Annotated in this window: 25 protein-coding genes and 1 tRNA gene; 19 read left to right on the top strand and 7 right to left on the bottom strand. The window is 35.1% G+C overall.

Going from position 1 to position 24,699, the window contains the following annotated elements; genetic code table 11:
* Positions 1–77: 77 nt before the first annotated feature.
* From CLV90_RS01020 to CLV90_RS01000, 5 genes are all read right to left on the bottom strand, one after another.
* A complete protein-coding gene (locus CLV90_RS01020; RefSeq protein WP_133685668.1) occupies positions 78–527 on the bottom strand; it encodes a 6-pyruvoyl trahydropterin synthase family protein in 450 nt (149 codons plus the stop codon).
* Between the two features lie 56 nt (positions 528–583).
* Positions 584–1,012, bottom strand: a complete 429-nt coding sequence (locus CLV90_RS01015; protein WP_133685667.1) for a hypothetical protein — start codon at positions 1,010–1,012, stop codon at positions 584–586.
* Between the two features lie 213 nt (positions 1,013–1,225).
* A complete protein-coding gene (locus CLV90_RS01010) occupies positions 1,226–1,993 on the bottom strand; it encodes an enoyl-CoA hydratase/isomerase family protein (RefSeq protein WP_133685666.1) in 768 nt (255 codons plus the stop codon).
* Between the two features lie 69 nt (positions 1,994–2,062).
* Positions 2,063–3,397: an MATE family efflux transporter gene (locus CLV90_RS01005; protein WP_133685665.1), complete on the bottom strand. Its 1,335-nt coding sequence runs from the start codon at positions 3,395–3,397 to the stop codon at positions 2,063–2,065.
* 12 nt (positions 3,398–3,409) lie between these two features.
* Positions 3,410–3,910: a GNAT family N-acetyltransferase gene (locus CLV90_RS01000; protein ID WP_133685664.1), complete on the bottom strand. Its 501-nt coding sequence runs from the start codon at positions 3,908–3,910 to the stop codon at positions 3,410–3,412.
* A 53-nt stretch (positions 3,911–3,963) separates the two neighbouring features.
* Here CLV90_RS01000 and CLV90_RS00995 point away from each other — a divergent pair, with 53 nt between their 5' ends.
* Complete coding sequence (locus CLV90_RS00995; protein ID WP_133685663.1) at positions 3,964–4,761, top strand: universal stress protein; 798 nt, start codon at positions 3,964–3,966, stop codon at positions 4,759–4,761.
* 138 nt (positions 4,762–4,899) lie between these two features.
* Positions 4,900–4,973, top strand: a tRNA-Ala gene (locus CLV90_RS00990).
* Between the two features lie 449 nt (positions 4,974–5,422).
* Here the strand turns inward: CLV90_RS00990 and CLV90_RS00985 are convergent.
* Positions 5,423–6,463 (bottom strand): succinylglutamate desuccinylase/aspartoacylase family protein, encoded by a 1,041-nt coding sequence (locus CLV90_RS00985; RefSeq protein ID WP_133685662.1) that lies wholly within the window; start codon positions 6,461–6,463, stop codon positions 5,423–5,425.
* A gap of 252 nt (positions 6,464–6,715) precedes the next feature.
* Between CLV90_RS00985 and CLV90_RS00980 the strand changes: the two genes are divergently transcribed.
* The 16 genes from CLV90_RS00980 to CLV90_RS00905 all read left to right on the top strand — a co-directional run bounded on the left by CLV90_RS00980 (position 6,716) and on the right by CLV90_RS00905 (position 22,529).
* Entirely contained in the window at positions 6,716–7,921 is a 1,206-nt protein-coding gene (locus tag CLV90_RS00980; RefSeq protein ID WP_133685661.1) for a serine hydrolase domain-containing protein, read from the top strand.
* 18 nt (positions 7,922–7,939) lie between these two features.
* Positions 7,940–8,476 (top strand): sigma-70 family RNA polymerase sigma factor, encoded by a 537-nt coding sequence (locus CLV90_RS00975; RefSeq protein WP_133685660.1) that lies wholly within the window; start codon positions 7,940–7,942, stop codon positions 8,474–8,476.
* Positions 8,477–8,532: 56 nt separating this feature from the next.
* The gene (locus CLV90_RS00970; protein ID WP_208295085.1) at positions 8,533–9,411 is read left to right on the top strand and encodes a PhzF family phenazine biosynthesis protein; all 879 of its coding nucleotides are present in this window, start codon (positions 8,533–8,535) and stop codon (positions 9,409–9,411) included.
* 287 nt (positions 9,412–9,698) lie between these two features.
* Positions 9,699–10,229, top strand: coding sequence for a nuclear transport factor 2 family protein (locus CLV90_RS00965; RefSeq protein WP_133685658.1), 531 nt, complete (start codon positions 9,699–9,701; stop codon positions 10,227–10,229).
* 269 nt (positions 10,230–10,498) lie between these two features.
* Complete coding sequence (locus CLV90_RS00960; RefSeq protein ID WP_133685657.1) at positions 10,499–10,852, top strand: hypothetical protein; 354 nt, start codon at positions 10,499–10,501, stop codon at positions 10,850–10,852.
* 216 nt (positions 10,853–11,068) lie between these two features.
* Positions 11,069–11,440: a hypothetical protein gene (locus CLV90_RS00955; protein ID WP_133685656.1), complete on the top strand. Its 372-nt coding sequence runs from the start codon at positions 11,069–11,071 to the stop codon at positions 11,438–11,440.
* A 181-nt stretch (positions 11,441–11,621) separates the two neighbouring features.
* A complete protein-coding gene (locus CLV90_RS00950) occupies positions 11,622–12,941 on the top strand; it encodes a serine hydrolase domain-containing protein (protein ID WP_133685655.1) in 1,320 nt (439 codons plus the stop codon).
* 190 nt (positions 12,942–13,131) lie between these two features.
* Complete coding sequence (locus CLV90_RS00945) at positions 13,132–13,818, top strand: DUF6624 domain-containing protein (protein WP_133685654.1); 687 nt, start codon at positions 13,132–13,134, stop codon at positions 13,816–13,818.
* Positions 13,819–14,091: 273 nt separating this feature from the next.
* Positions 14,092–16,110 carry an RNA-directed DNA polymerase gene (locus CLV90_RS00940; protein ID WP_133685653.1) on the top strand — a complete coding sequence of 673 codons (2,019 nt, stop codon included), beginning with the start codon at positions 14,092–14,094 and terminating at the stop codon, positions 16,108–16,110.
* A gap of 276 nt (positions 16,111–16,386) precedes the next feature.
* Positions 16,387–16,788, top strand: a complete 402-nt coding sequence (locus CLV90_RS00935) for a biotin/lipoyl-containing protein (protein ID WP_133685652.1) — start codon at positions 16,387–16,389, stop codon at positions 16,786–16,788.
* A 113-nt stretch (positions 16,789–16,901) separates the two neighbouring features.
* Positions 16,902–17,471 carry a Crp/Fnr family transcriptional regulator gene (locus CLV90_RS00930; RefSeq protein WP_133685651.1) on the top strand — a complete coding sequence of 190 codons (570 nt, stop codon included), beginning with the start codon at positions 16,902–16,904 and terminating at the stop codon, positions 17,469–17,471.
* Positions 17,472–17,529: 58 nt separating this feature from the next.
* Entirely contained in the window at positions 17,530–18,534 is a 1,005-nt protein-coding gene (locus CLV90_RS00925; RefSeq protein WP_133685650.1) for an NAD-dependent epimerase/dehydratase family protein, read from the top strand.
* Positions 18,535–18,707: 173 nt separating this feature from the next.
* Positions 18,708–19,658: an SDR family oxidoreductase gene (locus CLV90_RS00920; RefSeq protein WP_133685649.1), complete on the top strand. Its 951-nt coding sequence runs from the start codon at positions 18,708–18,710 to the stop codon at positions 19,656–19,658.
* A 26-nt stretch (positions 19,659–19,684) separates the two neighbouring features.
* Positions 19,685–20,194: a hypothetical protein gene (locus CLV90_RS00915; RefSeq protein ID WP_133685648.1), complete on the top strand. Its 510-nt coding sequence runs from the start codon at positions 19,685–19,687 to the stop codon at positions 20,192–20,194.
* A 4-nt stretch (positions 20,195–20,198) separates the two neighbouring features.
* Entirely contained in the window at positions 20,199–21,110 is a 912-nt protein-coding gene (locus CLV90_RS00910; RefSeq protein WP_133685647.1) for a helix-turn-helix domain-containing protein, read from the top strand.
* A gap of 336 nt (positions 21,111–21,446) precedes the next feature.
* Positions 21,447–22,529, top strand: a complete 1,083-nt coding sequence (locus CLV90_RS00905) for a Fic family protein (RefSeq protein ID WP_133685646.1) — start codon at positions 21,447–21,449, stop codon at positions 22,527–22,529.
* Between the two features lie 2 nt (positions 22,530–22,531).
* On the opposite strand, the gene CLV90_RS00900 is transcribed toward CLV90_RS00905, so the two are convergent.
* On the bottom strand, positions 22,532–23,872 hold the full coding sequence (locus tag CLV90_RS00900; RefSeq protein ID WP_133685645.1) for a sugar porter family MFS transporter: 1,341 nt from the start codon (positions 23,870–23,872) through the stop codon (positions 22,532–22,534).
* Between the two features lie 116 nt (positions 23,873–23,988).
* Here CLV90_RS00900 and CLV90_RS00895 point away from each other — a divergent pair, with 116 nt between their 5' ends.
* Entirely contained in the window at positions 23,989–24,699 is a 711-nt protein-coding gene (locus CLV90_RS00895) for an SDR family oxidoreductase (protein WP_133685644.1), read from the top strand.

Here is a 24,699-nt window from a genome sequence, read left to right as displayed (position 1 = left end):
ATATATTAAGGAGTTGCCCTAAAAATAAAACAATTTATAAGCTTGTAAAGTAAGTATATGGTTAAGTTTTGTTGAACTTAATTATCACTGGCATACCACTCTGCAAAAGAGGTATCGGTTTCTTGTAGTTTTAAAGAGAATAAAGAAATGTTTTCTGGAAGGCGAGATTTTATTTTTGCGGCAAAATCGATAACCATGTTCTCACTTGTAGGTTGGTAATCTGCCAAGATAACGTTATGCCCTCTGTCCGTCAATTCTTTGGCAAGTTCTACGTGTGGTGTATTTTTATTGAATACGGTAGCGTGATCAAAAATGTCAACGATATCTTCTTTTACTATTTTTTTAAGATCTCCAAAATCGATTACCATTCCTAATTTTACGTGGCTGGTATCTGTTATAGGCGTACCGATAACGGTTACAGATAATTTATAGCTATGGCCGTGTACATTTCTACATTTACCGTCATAACCGTAAAGTGCGTGACCGGTTTCAAAATTGAATTGTTTCGTAATACGAATATTGCTCATAGCCTATAATTATATGGCAAAGGTAGGGAATCTTTAAAAGCATTTATAGAGAGAAATCATTCTAAAACAATCTCGGTATTTCCAGTGATTAAGCTCACATGACAGCAGTCTGCGCCAACCTCATAGGTTTCGTTAATAACGGCTTCAGTGTCAATAATACCTTTAAAAGTAAGTGTGGCGGTCGAATTTTGGTATTGCACCCGATTTGCATCACTAAGAATAGGGTATAGACCTTGTTCTTTATAATATTGATATTCATCGCCGTTAAAATCTGCAGCAATGTTTTCACCCGTTTCAGTATCGATTACCTCGTAGCTATCTAATACTATAGCTTCGCCCGATGCATCTTTTACACTAACCGTAATGGTAACAAAATTTAGGGTGCATATAGCCGTAGAACAATCTTGTTGTTCAACAGCATCGTCCTTTTGGTTACAGGCAACGAGGAAAATAGAAAGAAATACGAATATGATTTTTGCGAACATAAAATTGGTTTTTTATAAGATGTTCAAATACCAATTAGTTGCGTAAAGTGTTGAATTACCTTTTATATTTCTTCTTTGCACGCATTTTGTTTACAAAATAAATGATCAAAACAGAAAGGGCAAGAACAGGAAATACTAGGTTACCGTTTAAAAATTGAAAGAAATCCATACTAATTATTTAGAAACAGAACGAAGCGCTGTTTCAGTTATTGTTTATTTTTTAAATTTTGACAGTGCGTTTCTTGTAAAATCGGAAAGGGCTAATTTACCTGTAATAGCTGCGCGGTCTGTCAATAAGGTATCCCAATGGTCGGTACCTTCCCATAAAACTTTCTTCCATTCTGTTAAAGCTTCGGCATTATAGCTAGCCAATTTATGAATGAAGAAGTCCAATTCCTTATCCATTTCTTGTGCAGAGTCATATACTTTATTGAACAGTCCTTTCTCTTGTGCCCAATATGCACTTTTCCATTCGGTAGGTGCTAAAGACATTTCACCCATGGCAGCATTACCTATTTTACGGGCAACTGCAGGTGCAATTACTAAAGGCGCAATACCTATACTAAGCTCAGAAAGTTTTATAGAAGCATTAACGTTAGAATATACATAATCACAAGCAGCGGCAAGACCTACGCCACCACCAACAGTTTTACCATGTACACGACCTACAATGACCTTTTTACATTTACGCATGGCATTGATAACATGGGCAAATCCGCTAAAGAATGCTTTGCCTTCTTCAAGGTTAGATACTTCAAGTAACTCGTCAAAGGAAGCACCTGCACAAAATGCTTTTTCACCTTCAGATTTTAGTAGGATAACAGATATGGCCTCATCTTCAGAAAGTTCGTTAATAGTATCCGTTAAACGTTCTAAAAGTTCAGAAACAAAAGAATTACTGGCAGGATGCCCAAACTCTACGTGAGCAACTTTACCATCTATTCTTGTATATAAACTTCCATTTTTTCTTGAAGTGACCATAGCATTTTGTTTTACTCGATAATCGAGATTGTTTACTTCAAGATTTGCCTTGAAGTAGCTGATACAAAATTACGGATTTTGCAATAAAGGTTTGAACTTGTTTCTGAATTTCCATACGAGTGCGCCGCCTCTAATGAACATCCAAACGGTGAAAGCCAGCCAAATTCCAGTTAATCCCCAGTGAAGATATTTTCCTAAAAACAGCATGGGTACAAAACCTAAAAAAGTAGCTACAAGTAAGGTATTGCGTAAATATTTCATTTCCCCAAGACCTTTAAAAACTCCGTCTAAAACAAAGGCGGTACTATTAAAAGGAAGCCCTAGAATAATAATATAGAAGATGCCGTAAAAAGCAGAAAGCACCAAGGGTTCGTTAGAGAATAAGCTGCCCAAGGGTTTGTAGAAAATGGTAGCCAAAGACATAATCACTAGGCTAACTATGAGTCCGTATTTCGTAATCTTTTTTGCCAATAACCAGAGTCCGTCATAATTGCGTTCCCCTAATAATCGACCGCCCATAATATTACCGGCGGCACCATAACCATCAATAAAAAAGGCAGAAAATAGCCAGAGGTTAATGGCGATAGTATGTGCACCAATATATTTATCGCCAAGAGCAGTAGCTTCTCTAACGGCAAGAATAAGTGCAGTGTTCAAGGCAATGGCACGAACAAATAAATTCAAGCTCATAATTACCAAACGACCAAGTTCTGGGTGAATGGGTAATCTTAATTTTAAGCTAATATCGGTCTTCGTCCAAAGTAGGTAGAACGCCATAATCGCCATGATTGCTTGCGCCAACAAACTAGCATATGCGGCACCCTCTAAATACATGGCAGGAATGAATCCTTCAATACCATATACAAAAACAAAATCTAGAATAACGTTTAAAACTGCACCGGTAATAGCAATGACCATGGGCCAATAAGTGTTCTGTAATCCGCGAAAAATACCCATTACGGCAAAGACAAATAAGGTTAATGGGAACCCCCAAACACGAATGGAGTAGTAGCTGATGCAGTACTGCAGTATTTTTCCTTTGGCATTTAGCAGCTCAAAAATTTCTTGAATCACAAAAACGGTAGATAGCAAAACTATTATACTTAAGGCAATGTTGAGGTAAATAGCCTGTGCGGGTAATGTTTTGACTTCTTCTAGTCTACCGGCACCTAAATACTGAGAAATAATGGCGGATATTGCACTCCGTGTCTGACCAAGAATCCAGATCAGCATAGAAAGAAAAGAACCTACAATACCTGCTGCCGCGAGAGATTCTAATCCGTCCACCGGAATATTGCCCACAATGGCCGTGTCGGTTATCGACAACAAAGGTTCTGCAATACCCGCAATAGTTGCAGGGATCGCCAAGGCATTTATAGTTTTTAAATTAACTGAAGTCTTCAAAAAATAGGGTTTCTATAGTACAAGTTCGTAGCAATGAAAAGGATGTTCACTTTGGTTTGGGAAAAAGATATCTCCTAATTTTGTATAACCACGTTGCTCGTAAAATTTCTGATTTCTTTTGTTCTGGCTAAAGGTATCTAACCTAACGGAGACAGCATTGTTTTCTCTGGCAAAGTTTTCGCCGAAGGCCATTAACCGCTGAGCAAAACCTTTACTTTGAAAGTTAGGGTGCACGGCTAGGCGATGAATATAGTAGTTATTTATATTTTCCGTCAACCAGTTTACAGAAGTGTATTCTTCATCCATAAAAAGGGAAACAACAATACAACCTACTATTTCGTTATCATGTTGAAGCACATAAAGTTCATTACGCTCTATGTCTTTTTCAAATGCCTGTTTAGAAGGGTAATCGGTCGTCCATTGGTAAATACCATTGGCTTCCATAGCAATTCTACAAGCATCTGTCATGATAAGAATTTTGGGTATTTGCGATATCTTTGCCGGTACAATCATAAAAGCGATTTAATTAAATTGTAAATTTAGAGTTATAAACAACACTTTTTATCATGATGAATATTCTTGTTCCTATTGGCACCTCCTCAAATGCGAATCAAACATTACAATATGCAGTAGATTTTGCACAAGACTTTGGTGCAGAAATATATGTAATGGATGTTTTTAATGTTAGCGGAAAAACAGGAACGCTTGCCAATATAACACAAAAGGTAGCAGATAATTCAAAGGAAAGATTAAAGGACGTAGTAGGTACAGTAGATACAAAAGACGTCTCTATAAAAATAGCAAGCTTTAACGGTGAGCTAAAAGACGGACTTAGAGAAATTGATAAAGGAATAGGAATTGACCTAATTATTTTGGCACCAAGAAGTAATGATATTCAAGAAGAGAACTATTTAGGACAAACTTCAGGAGCCATTATTAAAAGAACAAACATACCAACATTGATTGTACCCAAAGGAACAGCATATATACCTTTTAAAAATATTCTGGTTGCCTTCAAGTCTGGTATATTAAAAAGAAAGAGAATTCTTGATCCGTTAATTTCAATTAAGAATAAGCACAAGGCCGTTGTAAATCTTTTAATGGTGAAAACTCCGGGATATTCAGATGACGATTTAAAGATCAACACGGCATTGATGGATATCAGTTCTCAATTGACCTTTACAGAAAACTCCACAACGTATCATGGCGTTTTAGAGCATTTTCAAGCAAAACACCCCGATTTATTGTGTGTTTTTAGAAGAAAACGTGGTTTTTTTAAGAAATTATGGGAAAAGAGCACTATTTCAAAATCAGAGTTTTACGCCCCAGTACCGGTTTTGGTATTAAGTGTAAAGAAAGATTAAGTAGTACTTTGTTGGCATAGTAAAATGTATTTTCTTTGAGCTTCTCGAAAAGCGGGGGATTAGCTCAGTTTTCTTGTGCGTTCCAAAAGCATTCGGGAAGGTCCTCTTTTAATACCTTCGGTATTAATAAAATATTTTGGGGGATTAGCTCAGTTGGCTAGAGCGCTTGCCTGGCAGGCAAGAGGTCACCGGTTCGAATCCGGTATTCTCCACTTAGAGCTCCCATAAATGGGAGCTTTTTTGTTTTAATTTGATGGTGATAAGAAGTAATAGAGCGTCCCGAAAGCCTTCGGGAAGGTCACCGGTTCGAATCCGGTATTCTCCACGCAAAGCTTCCATTTATGGGAGCTTTTTTTGGTTTTAATTAGGGAGTCATTTTGTTTAGAGCGTCCCGAAAGCCTTCGGGAAGGTCACCGGTTCGAATCCGGTATTCTCCACTTAGAGCTCCCATAAATGGGAGCTTTTTTGTTTTAATTTGATGGTGATTAGAAGTAATAGAGCGTCCCGAAAGCCTTCGGGAAGGTCACCGGTTCGAATCCGGTATTCTCCACATCTTTAAAGCCTTCACGAAAGTGAGGGCTTTTTTTATACTAATTTTCAAAGTTCCTATTTGTAATTAAACAAATACCAGTTTTCTAACACACCACCACAAAACAATATCCTACAAACTAGAACTAATACAAAACAACGTATCATCTACATTCACCGGCGGTGTTGATATTTTATACAAAATAATACCGGTTGCATCAGCTGTGTATTCTTTGAGTTTCTCGCCAAATTCGTTCGTAATATATCCTACAATATCACCTTTGGTAACAGCATCACCTGCTTTAAGGTCGCTATAGAAAAGTCCGGTTTCGGTGGCACTGATATAGGTCGGGTTGTTTAGCTGAACAAGGTTGGCATTTGGTCCCGTTCCTTTATCATACATATCCAAATTGTTCAGCATATTGTATACGCCGTTTTTTATAAAGCTTACGGCATCTTTCTGTACGTTGCCCAATTTGCCGCTTTCAAAGCTCAAAGCTATTTTACCATCTTGCGAGGCTTGTTTAAAGACATATTTTGCAGGTTCGTTGTCTTTTAAAGTGAACGGATATGAAACAATGTATTCAAATCCGCTGATTTCGGTAAGTTCCCTAGCTTTTTTTGTTTGTTCCGGATAATTGGGGTTATCGTAGAAAAGTGCAAACGGAAGCAGATCTTCATTTACTCCACCGCCATGAATATCTAAAAATACATCGCTCGCTGGTATTATGGTCGTAGTAATAAAATCGGCTATTTTCTGGGTAATGCTACCAGAAGATTTCCCTGGGAAAGCACCATTTAGATTCACTTGGTCATACGGATTAACAATAGAGGTTCTTGAAAAGAACGAACTTGTATTTGCTATAGGAATGATAATCAAAGTACCCGCCAACTTATCGACATCAATTTCTCTTAAAAGCTCTTGAACCCCTATAATTGGCGGATATTCAAACCCGTGTACTCCGGCAACCATGGTAAAAACAGGTCCTTCACTCTTTCCTTTTAATATAGATATAGGTAAATAGGTTTTATTATTTCTATAATCTTGAAATTCGATACGGATGTTGTCTTTTGATGGTCTTGTGGTGTTTGAAAATACATCTTGAAAGCTATTTTGAGCTATCGCAGAAGTAATTGATAAAAACATGAAAAGGGTAAAAAGAAGCTTTGACATGATAAGATATTTTGGTTCTCATTTGTATGGTATGACTAAGGTATTAAAAACGTAGTAGGTAGTAAAACTTTACACACAACACAATCACGGCATACAATCAGCTAACTTGTTACTTAATACTTAGTACTTTTTACTTAATACTATTTTTCAACCAACAACCAACAACCAACAACCAATAGCCAATAGCCAACAACCAATTCCTAAATCGTTAAATTGCAGTTAATTCATCAATCAATCAAATCGTTTACCATCATGATAGCACAAAAAATCAGTTCGCTTATCCTTTTTTCTATGCTAATAGGGAGCACCTATGCACAGACCAATGATTCCATTTCTAACAAACTCACCAACGAATTAGAGCAAATAGCTGGCGACGGACCCATAGTAGGTTTCTCCGTAGCAATCGTTAATGAAAATGGCATGCTGTATGAAAACGGATTTGGCTTCGCGGACAAGAAAGCGAATAAAAAATACACCAAGAATACACTACAGAATATTGGTTCTATCTCAAAGACGTTTATTGGGATGGCGTTATTAAAGGCACAAGAACTGGGTAAGCTCGATTTAGATGATGACATTAATGATTACTTGCCTTTTGAGGTAGTGCATCCTAAATTTAAGAATACACCTATTACCATTCGGCAATTGGCAAGTCACACCTCGGGTATTATGGATCCTTCAGAATATGAAAGAAAAGGGTATATACTTAAAGAAGCCGAAAATGGAGATGCCAAGGAGAACGGTAATTTTTTGCCTCCAAATGAAATGATGTCTTTAGGTGAATATCTTGAAGCTATTTTAAGCGAAGATGGTAAGTGGTATAAAAAGAAAACATTTTCGAAGTACACCCCAGGAGGCATGTTTAATTACTCAAATATTGGCGCAGGTTTAGCGGCACTGCTTCTAGAACAAGCAACGGAAGAATCGTTTCCCGAGTTTACTCAAAAACATATTTTTGACCCTTTAGAAATGACAAGTACTGGATGGTCTTTTGATGCCATTGATTTTTCAATGCATTCGAAACTATATGCCGATGCAGACACCGAGCTGGCATTTTACAAGTTAGTGAATTATCCCGATGGCGGATTGATTACCTCTGCCCATGATTTAGCAAAATACTTATCTGAAATCATAAATGGATATGCAGGTAATGGTACTATGTTATCCGCAGAAAGCTTTAAGATCCTATTTACACCTCAGTTAACAGATGAAAATCATAAAGACAGAAGTGATAAGGAATATAACGACGAATACAATATGGGGGTGTTTATGGGTATGTCTTCAAAAGGGCAAATTGGGCATACCGGTAGTGATCCAAGTGTGGTGACATTTATGTTCTTCAATGAGAAGACTAAAACAGGAAAATTAGTTTTGATAAATACAGAGTTAGTTAAAAAAGGGATAGAAGAATTCATTGCTATTTGGAGGGCTTTAATTGCCAGTGAAGATAAGTTTTAGTGGAAAAAGAGGAGCAGTATGAAAAATGAAATCAATACCATTTGGTTGGATCTCAATGAAGAATTGTATCATTTCATTTTAAGTAAAATTAAAGATGAGCAGCAGGCAAAAGATATTCATCAAGAGGTATTTTTGAAGATACAGACCAAAATTCATCAGGTGCAGCACACGTCTAAGCTAACATCTTGGGTATATCAGATTACGCGAAATACAATCATGGACCATTTTCGAAAGCGGAAAGATAAAACGGTGGATATATCGCAATTTGATATGCCTCAAGTTCAGGAAGATGATTTTGATTATTCCAAGTTGATCAATTGCATCAATCAGAAAATAGGCGAGTTATCTGCCCTGCATAAAGAAGCCATTGTACTCACCACATTCCAAGAATACTCTCAAAAGGAGTTGGCAAAGCACTTGAACATATCGTATTCCGGTACAAAATCTCGGGTACAGAAAGCACGTGAAATTCTAAAAATTCAATTGCTCAGTTGTCAGAATGTTGCTGCAGATGGCACCGGTAAATTACTCGATTTTGAAAATAATGAAGATTAGCTACGTCTTTTTATAAAGTACTACGTCTATCTGTTATAAACCTTAAAAAAGTTATGATGGACGACGTAAAAACAGTAACCGTACAAATACTAAATGCCTTCACCGAGAATGATAAAGGCGGCAACCCGGCAGGTATTGTGCTACATGCAGATGCCTTATCGCACGAAAACAAATTGGAGATAGCCCAGAAAGTCGGGCTCTCGGAAACGGCATTTATATCAGAATCTAAGACGGCAGATTATAAGTTAGATTTCTACACACCCACCAAGCAAATAGCACATTGTGGACACGCCACTATTGCCGCATTCTCCTATTTAAAACAATTGGGGTTGTTAAAGGGTAAAACTTCCTCTAAAGAGACCATAGACGGAAATAGGAAAATAGAAATACAGGGCGATTTAGCTTTTATGGAGCAATTGGCACCAACATATGTAGACCCAGCAGATAGGGAAAACGATATTTTAAATTCCTTAGGATTGATCAAAACAGACCTGCTGTCAAATGCACCAATGCAAGTGGTCAATACCGGAAATTCTTTTCTATTGATTCCCGTAAAAGATGTAAAGACGTTAGAAGTTATTACTCCAAATTTTGATGCCATAGAAAGCATCAGTGAAGCATATGATTTAATAGGATATTACATATTCAGCACCGAAATTGCTACAGAAATTGACGCCACAGCCAGAATGTTTGCTCCGCGATATGGCATATTTGAAGAAGCAGGTACAGGTATGGCTGCCGGACCTTTAGCTAGTTATTTGTTTGATGTATTGCAATTAAAGAAAACTACCTTCCATATTCAGCAAGGCAAATATATGTTGCCGCCATCACCAAGTGCCATCACGGTGCAGTTACAAATAGAAAATGAAAGAATTGCCGGACTCATGGCGGGTGGAAAAGGGGTAGTGTCCCGTAAACTGGAGGTTAAGATATAAGCAGAAGAATCAACCAATCACTTTGTACTTAATACTTAATACTCAAATAGAATTTTTCAGACGTTTTGAATTTTACAATGGGAATACCATATTAATTTATTTTTAGATATAGAAATGTTAAAAATAATCACTAACTTTCTAAGGATTAAGATATTGTGTCTAAACAATATTTTTTGTTGAAGCAGTATTGAAGCAAGTAAATTCCCCTAATATGTATTGCCGGTAAAATTGTTCCCCTTTGTGGTAAAACACTTATTGATTAGAATAATAACCAAAAATTATATATTATGAGAACTATTAAGATGACTATGTTTTTTATGCTTGCTGTGTTTTTAACACCAATTATCAATACCGCACAAGAATTTTCGGCTACCATGGATTTTGAGAATGCAGAAGCCAATGTAGCTGTTGTATCGAATTACGTAAATGCTGTACAAAACGGAGATTTGGAAACTATGATAGCGCAATTAGCAGATGACGCGAAAATTTACGGTCTAAACGCAGGATTTTCTGACGCAATGAATCCTTCTCAATTGTCTGAATATTATAAAGAAAGTTTTGCAACTTCTACACATTCAATTGACGCAAACACGTCTTATGCACCTATTAAGGTAACTGGTGGCATAAACGAGGGCGAATGGGTCATGGTGTGGACTACAGACACTATTTCAAATAAGAAGACCGGTCAAGAAATCGCGATTCCTGCACAGGTTACGTGTGTTGTTGAAGACGGTAAAATTGCGATGATGGCGCATTATTACGATCAATTAAACGTAATGACGTCTATGGGCTACACGCTACAACCTCCTACAGAATAATAAATGAACTTATTGCATTAATGTTAAACCCAGAAGCTTTTTCTGGGTTTTGCTTTTTAGCGTTTAATGAACTACAAAATAAACACCCATCCTTTTACGGTTATCCGCATTGATATATTGATGTACGATACCTTTTAAATACAGCAAGTCTATTGCCTCAAATTTGCAAGTAGAAAATGTAGCCAGTGAACTGGAAGTTAAGATATAAGCTATTAAAGCAACCATTTTTATTAAACGCATCTTTTTACTATAACTATATCTTTAAAGGAATGAATAATAGGATGTTTAATTGGCTTATTTATGGTGTAATTTTATTGGCAGTTTTGTGTGCTTGTAGTGATGATAACGATACAGATTTCACTTGTAATGTTAATGACCCGGTAGAAGAATTACCTTGGCTTAATGACTGGGTAAATTCACTGACTGATGATTATGAGTATATCAAAACAGCCAAATATTTAGGTAATGATGTTTTTTACTACGTGAATTGTAACCCAACTGTAGCATATGTTTCATTCACCAGAAATTGTGAGGGAGAAACCATAGGCAATACAGCCGAATTAAGGTCAGAATTCACGCAAGACCGAATTTTATGGTTACCAGAAAATTCTATATGTAATTAGATTACTTAATACTTAATACTTTGTACTCTTTACTTAGTACTATTTTTTCACCTAACTCCTAACTCCTAACTCCTAACTATTTTAATTCTCGTACCTCTCTTTTACAGTCACCTTTAAACATACTTGAAAGAAAAATACTACCTTGCTGGTTACTATTTACTTTGTAATCAATAGCTTAAACATAAGGTTTGGTTTGGTTATTTTTAAAAAATATTTATGAAAGCAAAATTTTTCGTGTTTTTACTTATTAGTCTGGTTGTTTTAAACTCATGTTCAAATGAAAAAGACGATGTATTTGTATATGAAGGATATTGGAGTGGTCAATATACAGGTAATTTAGATAGTGGTAATTGGTCAATAAGAGTTGACATGAATAAAACTGTTATTGGAACGTATACTCCTATTCAGTCTTCATATTCCTACCAAATTATAGGAACTATCACCGAGAATGGAGTTTTAAATGCAGATATAAAAACTTCAGAAATCATTGGAGAGTTTAGTGGATCTTTTATAGACAATATTGCTTCTGGACTTTGGACAATGAATAGTGATGACGATAGCGGAAGTTGGAGCGGAGTAAAATTGTAAAAAAAAAAGTTGTAGTAGACGATTGTGAAACGGTTTTGGAAGATTGATCAAAGACCGTAATCAAAATCATAAATTATAAATGTGAATTGTGCGAGCAATAAAGGCTCTTATAATTTATTAATACGGATTATGAAATTATGGTTTCTATTTTCCAAGAACCCCAAACCTAACAAGACACAAAATGAAAAAGACCATCTTCATAACAGTATTTTTTTTAATTGTTTGTCACATTGGGTTTTCGCAAAGCTTGGACAAGACCAAGCTAGACACCTATTTTAATACACTTGAAGAGCATAACAAGTTCATGGGCAGCGTTGCCGTTTCAAAGAACGGAGAAATAATTTATTCTAAATCGACCGGATTTGCTGATGCAGAAAACAATATTAAAGCAACTGAAAAAACAAAATATAGAATTGGTTCTATTAGTAAATCGTTTACCGCGGTTTTGGTTCTAAAAGCTGCTGAAGTGAAGAAGTTAGATTTGGACCAAACAATAGACAAGTGGTTTCCTGTAATCACCAATGCAGGGAAAATAACGGTAAAACAATTGTTAAACCACAGAAGTGGCATACATAACTTTACCAATGACGCTGACTATTTATCATGGAGCACACAATCAAAAACTGAGAAGGAACTGATTGAAATTATAGAAAAAGGAGGTAGCGATTTTGAGCCTGACAGCAAAGCGGATTATAGCAATTCTAATTACGTGCTATTGACATACATACTTGAAAAGACTTTTGATAAAACATATGCAGCATTGGTGCAAGAGTACATTGCTAAACCCATTGGTTTAAAAGACACGTATGTTTTTGGAAAAATAAATACAAGTGACAACGAGTGTAAATCATACAAATTTATGGGTTCTTGGAAAGAAGAACCCGAAACAGACTTTACAGTTCCCTTAGGTGCAGGTGCTATTACTTCTACGCCAAACGATTTAACAAAATTTGCAGATGCTTTGTTTGATGGAAAACTTTTAAATGATGAAAGTCTTGAAAGCATGAAAACCCTAAAAGAAGGTTACGGTCTTGGCTTGTTCCAAATTCCATTCTACAATAGTATAGGTTACGGGCACACCGGTGGCATTGATGGCTTTAGCTCTGTGTATTCACATTTCCCAGAGGAAAAAGTTTCATATGCCTTAACCTCAAACGGAACAAACATAAATAATAACGATATTTCCATAGCCGTTTTAAGTGCGGTCTATAACAAACCATATGAAATACCTGTATTTACAAGGTTAGAGTTGACCTCAGAAGATTTGGACAACTATTTGGGAGTGTATGCTTCTGAGCAAATTCCTTTGAAAATAACGATTACCAAAAACGAAAATACGTTAATAGCACAAGGTACAGGTCAACCGTCATTTCCACTTGAAGCAACTGAAAAAGATAAATTTAAGTTTGATCAAGCAGGAGCAAAATTTGAATTCAATACAGTTGAAAACACCATGATCCTTTTTCAAGGAGGAGGCAAGATTATGTTTGCCAAACAATAAATACTGTTCTTGATTCATTGAGAAAAACATTATTAAAATATGGCTGTTTAATATTGTTTACGGTTACCGGTAATGCTAAATTGAAGAAAAATACTACCTTGTTGGTAGGTTTTAAAATATTACTTCCCGGTGCAGTTTTGATTTTTACTTTAAACCAATATTGGCATTAAACAGAGAAAAACTTAAATGAATGAAAATATTTAAACAATTCTTTTCCCTATTTATTTTATGTTTTACTATTATTTGTTTTTTTAGTTGTAAAACAGATGCAATACCAGAGTCTGAAAAAGCAGAAATTATTACAGAATTAAACGCAATAAAAACTCTTGACCAAAAATACGCAGGTCTACCGCCTGTAACATTAACCGATAAATATGGGTACGAAAAGGGTTGGGAGATCTTTGAAATACAGAGAGATAGTATTGGGCTATTAAATCAAAATAAAATAAAAGAGCTTTATAAAAAATATGGCTATTTAGGTTACAAGGAAATAGGAAAACAGGCATCGCACGATTTTTGGATATCAATACAACACGCCGACAATGACATTGAATTTCAGCAGGCGATGTTAGAAGAATTAAAAAAAGAAATAGCAATAAATAATGGCAGTAAATCTGAATACGCTATGCTTGAAGATCGAGTACATATCAATACAGGTAAAAAACAAAGATTTGGCACTCAAGTAACCTATAATTCATTTGGACAATCAATACCAAAAAACGGACTAATTGATTCCGTCAATATTGATAAATTAAGAAAGGAATTTGACCTGCCTACCTTTCGTGAATACTATAACGAGATGACTATTGATCATTTTGAAATGAATAAGTCAAATATGCTCAAAAGAGGTATTGCAGAACCAAAACTCTACAAATAAATACGGCTCAGAATAGAGAACTGAGCTCAAAACAAACAAAACCTAGCGCAACTTGCCTACATAGCTTCTATAACATTTAGAGATTAGGTGTTACGGCTATTTTAAATAGATTACGGGTTACCGTAATGCTGCATTGAAGAAAAATACTACCTTGTTGGTCGGTTCTAAAAACTACTTCCCCCTGCCGTTTTAGAATGTTATTTTATAAATTAATATTTGGGTGTAAAGTAACTTGTTGCTTTATACCATTGTTGGCAGTAATTTGAGAAAAGAATGAACATTAAACATTTATTGAATAAAGGATACTTTCCTAAAGAGCTTCCGCCATCATTCTTTACTGAATTATTTGGTAACGATTTTTCGAATATATCGGCATTAGCTGATTCGACCAAAAATGCAAGTTTAACAGCATTGCAGAATTCTGTTAATACTATGACAGGTCTATCCAGACCTGAAAAAACGGAAAAAAAAGTTAGATTAAAACAAATCTTTAAAAATCGACTAAATTATTCTGATTGTAGCCAATTTAATATTCCAAAAAGTGGAATAGCAAGAAAAATAATTAAAATACCAAACCCAATTCACCAAGGTAAATTATCCCAAGCAATTGTTGACAATTATACAGAGATTGCAAAACTATTTAATGATTCTAATTTATCAACTACGAAACCACAAATTGAGACTGAAATTGAACAAAACAAGCGTTCAGTAAAACACAATGATTTTAGTTTCTTTAAAGAATCGGGCATAATAAACTCTTTTAAATATGCTGTTCAATTAAAAACTGATATTGCAAAATTTTATCCATCAATTTATACTCATTCAGTTCCTTGGGTAACATTTGGAGGAAAAGATAAATACAAAAGGAATCGAGCGTTAAGTAATACAGACCCTTTAAAGGTTAATAATATTTATGGAAATGATATTGACGATAGACTTATGTGGTGTCAAAATCAACAAACAATGGGAATACCTATTGGTCCAGATACTTCATTCATAATAGCAGAAGTAATTGCTTGTCATATTGATAAACATCTTGAAAAAAAACTAAAATCAAAAAAGATAGATTTTCTTGGTTATAGATATTATGACGACTATGCTTTATATTTTAATTCGGAGTTAGATGCTCAAATAGGACTATCGGAATTGAAAAAAATTCTAAATGATTTTGAATTAAAAATTAATGATGAAAAAACAGAGATTTCAAGAACACAAAGTGAATTGGAAAAACCTTGGGCACTTGATATAAAATCATTTTATTTTAGACCATCCGAAAATGACCAAAAAGATGACATATGGAATTTCTTCTCTATTGCTTTTAGACACGCACAAGAAAACCCAAAAGATAGCGTACTAAAATTAGCTCTAAATAAATTTAATTTTGTCCGTATTGAAGAGGAAAATTGGGATTATTTTGAATCTTTGCTTTTTAGACTTGGTTTAATTGAGACAAGTTCTTTAAATAAAATTGCCAAACTATTAATTACTTACGAAAAATTAGTTTCAAAAAAACGCTTAAAAGAATTTTGCTTCGAAATCATCAAAAGGAACTACGAAAATCAACACGATTTTGAACTGACTTGGTCGCTTTGGATTTTAAACGAATTTAAAATTCAACCAACCAAAGATATTTATGAAATGGTTTTTAAAAGTAAAAGCGTTACAGGAATTATTGTTGGACTTGACTTATTTCAGCAAAATAACAGAATTAAGAACTTTGATTTCACTTCAGTAACTGAAATGATTAATACGGACAATTTAAATAACAAAGAATGGCTTTTAGCTTATGAAACAGTTTATAAAGATTGGATACCGACTTTAAGTAAATCAATTATTCAAGACCATTTCTTTTTTAATATTTTGGAATCTCGAAATATATATTTTTACAACAATTCGAGAAAATTAGAACCTTTAAAAGTAGAAAGGTCATACCTCAAAAAAATTGAAACGAAACTCAAGCAAATAACAACCTACATATCTAAAAACAAATTTTCTAACACAGAATTAAAAAGTGAGCTTATAGAATTAAGTGAAAATTTGAATTTAACTGACTTAACTCAAACTACAGACCGAAAAGAAATTCAAAAAAAGCTATCAGACTCTGATTCGAAAATAAAAGAACTGATAGATAAAATAGAAGCAGTAAAGCTTGAATTGAAAAAATTCGATAAGAAAAAACCATATTTTGTAGTTGGTAAAAGACTTGAAGAACTTTCTGAATTAACAAGTAAGGAAATTGAAGCAGAAGCAAAACAAAATAAAGGTTTATTATTCGACCCAACGTATGAATAAAAACTACTGCCAACAATGTATATAAAACATAGCTAGTATAGGCTTTCCGAAAGGTTTGTGTGTATTTGCCAAGACCGCCAAATTTTTAAATTTGGCTTTTAGTAAAATAAAGATAAAAAGAAAAATTTAAAAATTCGGCTCGTATATAATCCGAAACGACAGTGTCTTTTTACACGCTACGTTTCATATACGGAGACGTTATCTTCAATACGGTACGTTAAAGGGACATCCTTTACAAAGTTAAAGTCTCATAGTTTACACTTTTAAGGTTCTAATTTGAGAAAAATAATAGAAGCATATTTAGCTAAGCTTTTTATGTATAATAAGAAAAGCGCCCAGTATATGGAGGATTTTAAAGCAAATCCTCATTTTAAGACTAGGGAAGAAATGGAGAGAGAAGATACAACGTCTAATAAGGTTGTCATTCCAGAACTGAAAACAGGAGAAGTAAGTGTATGTACAACACCAGATTTGGGAAATCAGATGCCTTTAGTTTTAGAAAAATGGTATGTAAAAGTTGGCAATAGGGTAAAATCTGGTGATGTATTATGTGAAATTGGAAACGAAGGCGTTACCGTGGATTGTGAGAGTTCCTTTAATGGTAAAGTAATCTGGACTTGTGAACATAAAAAAGATTTAATTCCTGGAGATGAGCTATTTAAAATTGAAGGTTTATAATAGATTATTAAATGTATATTGATAAACTTAACTCTATTAACAACAGTAGATAGAAAGGACTCATTAACGAGATAATTATATATTAAAATAACTATGGTATTAGCACATTGAAAATGGAAAACCTTATCAACTACATACAAGCAAAAGTTAGGTTAACTTCATCGGATAAGGAGTTAATTAGCGATTGTTTTGTGTCAGAAAAAGTACCAGCACAAACCCTACTTCTAAAAGAGGGAAATGTAGAGCGATTTATCTATTTCTTGGAGAAGGGGATTGTAAAGGGATATCAAAATATAGATGGCAAAATAGTTGTTCAACATCTTGTAGAAGAAAATGATATATTTACATCTTTAGATAGTTTCATGACCGAAACATCTGCAAATGATTATTACGAAACCATTACGGAATGTCAAGTAGTAAAAATTTCAAAAAAAGACTTCACCCGTTTACAGACCAAAACAACGTTCTGGACACAATTTGTAAAAGAAGTGACCAATGAGCATCTTAATTGCAAAATGGAACGAGTTAAAGATTTTCAATTATTAACGGCAAAAGAGCGCTACTTAAAATTCGTAAATCAACATCCAAAACTAGTGGCTGGTGTTTCTATAGACAATATTGCATCATTCTTGGGGATGGAGCCGCAATCATTAAGCCGTATTAGAAAGCAAATCGTTTTCTAACAAATGTTATTTTTTTAGTCCGCCAAGCGCTTGAAATTTGCTCTTATAAAATAAGAATATGAGCAACGAAATTTCATTGGTAACGGGAGGCAACGGTCATTTAGGTAACAATTTAGTACGCCTTTTACTTGCCAAAAATCTACAAGTTAGGACCACGGTAAGAAATAGTACTAATCAAGAACCATTTAAGGGCTTAGATTGCGAAGTGGTTGAAGCGGATATTACAGATAAAGTATCACTTAGAAAAGCATTTTCCGGTGTGACAAATGTATACGCAGTAGCCGCAAATTTTAGTATGTGGGCTAAAGATCCCAAAGCCGAGATATATGACAACAATTTAAAAGGTACCCAAAATGTATTTGATATTGCAAAAGTATGCGGTGTTAAGAACATTGTTTATGTAAGTTCTGTCGCTAGTTTAGATTTTACAAAATTACCGGCCAGTGTAAATAATGGTTATAATAAAGACCGTAGAAACTGGTATTACAATTCTAAAAACGATTCTGATAAGCTTGCATTGACATTGGGAGAAAAATATAATATTAGAACCATAGTGGTACTACCTTCTGCAATGATTGGCTCAAAAGCGTTTAAATTAAGTTATACCAATGCACTAGTATTACAAATTTTAAAAGGTGAAATACCGGTAGATACCAACATTACACTTAATTGGATAGATGTAAATGATGTTGCCACGGGTTTGTATAGCGCGATGGAAAAAGGTAGAAATCTAGAACGTTATATTTTAGCGAACAAGAAACACACAACACTACAAGAAAGTGTACAGATAGCTGCGGATCTATATCCGGAATTAAAATTAAGAATACCTAGAAAGGTCCCTAAATGGTTGTTGTATGCCGTTGCAACAGTAATGGAATTTGGTAGTCGTATAAGTGGAAAAGAGCCCTTATTGCAAAGACATTATCTGGATATGTTTTATGGCTTAAAACAAGATTACGATATACGTAAATCGGTAGAAGAGTTAGGTTTTAATCCTAAATCATCTAAACAGGCTTTAGAAGATGCTTTACACTATCTAAAAACAGATTGGCTCGATAAATGATACAAGGCATAAATTCACCTTTTCGTTAACTCACCATCTCACTAATTCACCATCCCAATAAAACCCTAATATCCACCAAAAAGTACACAACATTCGAAAATGTGTGTAAGGCAAAAGCCTATCCCCCATTTTACCTTTGTCCTATTCTTTAGACATATAAAAAATAGGATATAATGAGTACAACACAATTTGGTAAAAAAGGGTGGACGCCCGATAGGATTACAACCCTAAAGGGCAAAACATTCGTTATAACGGGTACTACGAGCGGTACAGGTTTTGAAGCGGCAAAAATTCTTTTGAAAAAAGAAGCAAAAGTGGTGATGTTGAACCGTAACCCAACAAAAGCTGCAGATACCTTGGCAACCTTAAAACAAGAGCTAGGTAATGCCATACCGGTGACGAATATACAGATGGACCTGGCATCATTGGCTTCGGTAAGAAAAGCTGCCGAAGAAGTGCTGAAAACCTTACCACAAATAGATGCGTTGATGTGTAACGCTGCTATTGCCCAAGTACCAAAACAGACATTTACAGAAGATGGATTTGAAAGTCATTTAGGGGTAAACCACTATGGTAACTTCTTACTGCAGGCATTGCTATACCCACGCATTGAAGAATCGAATGGGCGAATAGTGACTGTAGGTAGTATGGGCTACAATTTGGGAATTAAGACCATACAGTTCGATGATATGAACTGGGACAAAAATTATAGTCCGAACGGGGTGTACAGCCAAAGTAAATTAGCACAGATCATGTGTGTGTATGAACTGCAAGACCGACTTAAGGCAGCTGGAAAAACAGGTGTGAAATCATATGCTTGTCACCCAGGGGCATCATCGACATCACTTATAAAAACCAGCGGAAGTTTAATGACCAGATTCATTTGGCAGATCATGAAATTAACGCCCATGGTACAATCTGCAGAGAAAGGGGCATACCCAGAATTGATGTGCGCTACAGAACCCGATTTGGACCAAACAGCATTTTACGGTCCTACAGGTAAAAATTATTGGACAGGTCCCGTTGGGGAGTGTAAACTAGAGCCACACGCAAAAGATAAGCCGGTAATGAAAAGACTTTGGGAGCTATCGGAAAACGAAACCGGTGTAACTTGGAATTTGTAAATTAGTAATCGACCAAAATTATAACCATGGATATTTTAAAAGCAGCAACAGATTGGGCAAAGGCAGAACTAGTTTCAACTCCGTTTTTCATGCTCTTCGGTCTGGCATTTTTAATGGCTAGCTTTGGGTTTTGGCAATTGGGCAAGACCGATATGGCAAGAGCTTACATTATACCTACTTTGGTAGCGGGTTCATTACTTATGATCATTGGGTTGGGATTGTTCTTTACCAATAAATCAAGAATACCTCAATTTGAAAAAGCATATGAAACAGATGCACCGGCATTCGTAGCATCAGAACTTGAGCGTGCCAAAGCTACTCTAAAAGAATATAATACGGTTGTTTTTACCGCAATCCCGATAATTATAATAGTTTGTGCGTTGGTATTGTTATTTGTAAGCACACCTATTTGGAGAGCGAGTATGATTACAACAATTGGGATGTTGGTCGCCATTTTGTTGGTTGACGGTACCGCACATGCCAGAATAGACGGTTACAATAAACAATTACAGTTGGCAGCTAAAGAAATGAACTAGTAATATGCAGCACTTTAAAACCTTATCGGCATTTTTAAAATATTTGGAGCTACCCGGTCCAGAACACCCTATGTTAAGTGTGTTTTCAGCATCGGAAGATGGTTTTTTACCCTGCCCGAAAGAAAGTTCCCCACCAATTACCAACGACTGTTATTCCATCAGTTTTAAAAAGATTGTAAAGGGCGATTTAAACTATGGTAGAACAACATATGATTTTACCAATGGAGCTTTGTTTTTTATAGCCCCTAGGCAAGTATTACAGTGGGATAGTAGCGCAGTTTTTGAGCAAAATGGTTTTTCAATCAACTTTCATGAAGACTTTTTAAAAGGGACGGAATTGGCGCAACAGATTAAGAAATACGGCTACTTTTCGTATTCGGTCAATGAAGCGTTACATCTATCACCAAAAGAAGAAAAGCAATTAGAATCCATAGTAGAAAATATTGAAATAGAGTATCAGAATAATCAAGATGAGTTTAGTAAAGACATCATTATATCACAACTGAGCACCCTTTTGAAATATGCGAACCGTTTTTATGAAAGGCAGTTTTTAAACAGAAAAGAACTTTCTACAAGTTTATTGGAGCAATTTAATGCACAATTAATAGCGTATTTTGAATCGGGGCAATTACAGGAAAATGGTATACCGAGTATAGAACAGATCGCGCATAAAATGTTGGTATCTCAGCGTTACCTAAGTGATACCTTAAAGAAAGAAACCGGTAAAACTACTACCGAGCATTTGCAATTGCTGTTAATTGATGAGGCAAAAAATATGTTGTTGCAGCCCAGTAAAAGTATCGCTGAGGTAGCGTACGAGTTGGGATTTGAGTATCCGCATTATTTTTCAAGGTTGTTTAAGAAGAAAGAGGGCATTAGCCCCACGGCGTATCGAGAAAAGTATAGTATGAATTAAATGGTTGGCAATCTTTAACCTTAGAATTAAGAAAGAGCCCTCGTAATAATTATAACGAGGGCTCTTTTTCTATAAATACTTACTATCTACTCCTTCACCAACTCCTTACTCAATTCCTCTAAAGAAACCCCTTTAGTTTCGGGCATTTTGGTAATTGGAGATAATAGTCTAGATAAGAGCTAATTACGTATGTGATATAATTTCTATTTTAATATGGAATAAAATAGAAAAGTGAGTAGATACGAGGGTAAAGATTACCGTTTTAATTCAAACGAAGGTAAAAAATTATTATATTTACCTTCGTATATTGTATAGATGTAAAATTTACCTTCGTTAATGGAAAGCTTTATTAAGACTAAACCGTATAATAATCTTCCGCTACTTCCGCCTAAAACAGAATTAGAAACAAAGGAGGTATTAATAAAAACAATTGCTGCTAGTAGAGCATTGGCTCAGTTAAATGGAGCTATTAGAAATCTGCCAAATCCGAACTTATTTATTGATGCTTTACATTTACAAGAAGCCAAAGCCAGTTCAGAAATTGAAAATATTATTACCACAAATGACGATATATACCAGGCAATTGTTGCGGATAAAAAGTTTGACAACCCGGCAACTAAAGAAGTAATTAATTATAAAGAAGCTATTTGGCTTGGCTTAAGTCAGCTTGAAAAAAAACCTTTTATTACTACTAATTTATGTGTTGAAATAGTTCAGTGTATAAAACAAAATACAGCAGGAGTTAGAACGACTCCAGGAACAACATTATCAAATAAAAAAGGTGAAACCATTTATACACCGCCATCAGGTGAAGAGGTTATAAGAGCTAAAATGGCAAATTTAGAATCATTTATTAATGAAAATAGTACGATTGACCCTTTAATTAAAATGGCAATATCCCATTACCAATTTGAAGCTATCCATCCTTTTTTGGATGGTAATGGAAGAACGGGCAGAATTATTCTTTTACTACAACTTAAACTTGAAAAACTTTTAGATGTTCCAGCCTTGTATCTTAGCGAGTATATTATAAAGTATAAAAATGAATATTATAAAGGTTTAAGAAATATAACAGAGAAAAATGATTGGTCAAAATTCATTATTTATATGCTTGACATGGTGGAAAAAACTTCAATTGATGGTCTAAATAGACTGGAGTCAATTACAAAGCTTATGGATTTAACAGGTGAAAATATTAAAGACACGCTACCAAAAGTTTATTCTAAAGATTTAGTTGAGGTAATTTTTAGGCTTCCTTATACAAAAAGACAAAACTTGATTGATATTGGTTTAGGAACACCAAAAACAGTTGGTAATTATTTAAATGCCCTTGAAAAAAAAGGGTTTCTAACCTCCATAAAAGTTGGAAAAGAAAAATTATATTTAAATAAGAAGTTAATGAACATTTTAGTGAAATGAATCTACTCTTTCACCAACTCCTTACTCAGTTCCTCTAAAGAAACCCCTTTAGTTTCCGGCATTTTGGTAATTGCCCAAATAAGCTGTAATACCATCATGGCACAGAAGAAATAGTAGATATACCATACTTGATCTTTTAAAATACCTTCCGTAGCATCTAAGAAAAACGGAGTGATCAATGTTATAATCGCTGCAAATACCCAATGTACACTTACTCCCCAAGATTGCCCGTATGCACGCACGCTGTTCGGAAATATTTCTGAGATAAATACCCAGATTACGGCACCTTGCCCAATAGCATGAGAGGCAACAAATGTACAAATGAAGGTAAGGGTTAGGGTAGACCCTAAATCCATCTGAAAACAAAGCCCCACCATTATTAAACTAATAATATAGCCAATAGATCCAATGATGATTAATTGTCGTCTTCCTAATTTATCTAACAATCGTATACCGATAAAAGTAAAAACAAGATTTACAGCACCGATGGCAATAGAATTAAATAGCGATTCTTTACCGCCCAAACCTGCTTGTTCTAATATTTCAGGAGCATAATACAGCACAAAGTTAATACCCGATAGTTGATTGAAAAAGGCAATAAAAAAGGCGAGATAAAGTACTTTCGAATATTTCTTTTGAAAAAGACGTTCACTTTTGGTAGAATGCTTGAGGTCCGTTTTTATTTCTGCCAATTGCTGTGCAGCCTTTTCTTTTGTATGTATGATTTCTAGTATTTTCAAGGCAGCGGCATCATCCTTTTTATGAAGAGCCAACCATCTTGGACTTTCTGGTACGGTCAATACCATGGCAGTATATATAAATGCTGGTATAGCTTCAACACCCAACATCCAACGCCAGTCATTTATTCCGTCAAAACCTTTTAACAGCCAGTTAGAGACAAAGGCGATTAAAATACCGAACACTAACCAAAATTGATAAAGCCCTACCAGTTTACCACGATTTTCTTTTGAGGTAATCTCAGAAATATAAATAGGGGCGGCAACGGTTGAAATACCTACGCCGACACCACCAATAAAACGAAATACCGAGAATGAATAGGGATCTTGCGCCAATGCAGAACCTACAGCAGAAACCAAAAATAAAATACCTACCCAAAGTAAGGTCTTTTTACGCCCAAGATTTTTGGTAGGTATACCACCAAACAGAGAACCGAATACAGTGCCCCAAAGTGCCATACTCATAATAAAAGTGCCATGAAAAAGCGGCGAAGTGTTCCAAAGTTGTTTAATAGGTTCGTTTGCGCCTGATATTACTACGGTATCAAATCCGAATAAAAAACCTGCAAGCGCTACGGTGATAGACCAAACGATTATTTTGTTCATGGTTGAGTATTAAGTTGATGTTAAATATAATCAATGATAACCGTTAATTCTTAATCTAATAGGACAACAAAAAAATTAGAGAATTGCTAACTTGTCGTATTATTAAAAATAGAACCATGAAAGATGTAAAAAATAAAGTAGCCTATATAACAGGAGGCACAAAAGGTATAGGTTTTGCGGTAGCGCAAACATTGCTAGGGCAGGGTATGAGAGTGGCTATTAGCGGTAGATCGCAGAGTAGTGTTGACCAGGCGCTAAAAGAGTTTAATAACGATGCTGTTTTGGGTATTGTTTCTAATGTTGGCAAAATGGCAGATGAAAAAGATGCGGTTGCTAAAATACTGGATAAATGGGGTCAAGTAGATGTAGTTTTGGCAAATGCCGGAGTAGGTAATTTTGCACCTATCGATGAAATGACGGATGAAGATTGGCATCAAATGATCGATACTAACCTAAATGGGGCTTTTCATACCTTAAAAGCATCTGTAGAGGCTTTAAAGAAATCAGAAGGGTATTATATAACACTAGCGAGTTTAGCGGGTACAAACTTCTTCGCAAAAGGCGCAGGGTATAATGCTTCTAAATTCGGAGTGGTTGGTTTTACTCAGGCTGCAATGTTAGATTTAAGACAGTACGGTATTAAGGTATCTACGATAATGCCAGGTTCTGTTTCAACACATTTTAATAATAACGAGCCAGATGAAAAAGATGCATGGAAAATTCAACCAGAAGATATTGGTGAATTGGTATTAGACTTACTACAAATGAACGAAAGAACCTTACCTAGTAAAATTGAGGTAAGACCTACAAGACCAGATAAGAAGTAG

The sequence above is a fragment of the Maribacter spongiicola genome (assembly GCF_004364165.1).
Taxonomy (GTDB): Bacteria; Bacteroidota; Bacteroidia; order Flavobacteriales; family Flavobacteriaceae; genus Maribacter; species Maribacter spongiicola.
The sequence above is the reverse complement of the archived record's forward strand: the minus strand, read 5'-3'. Positions and strand labels throughout refer to the sequence as shown.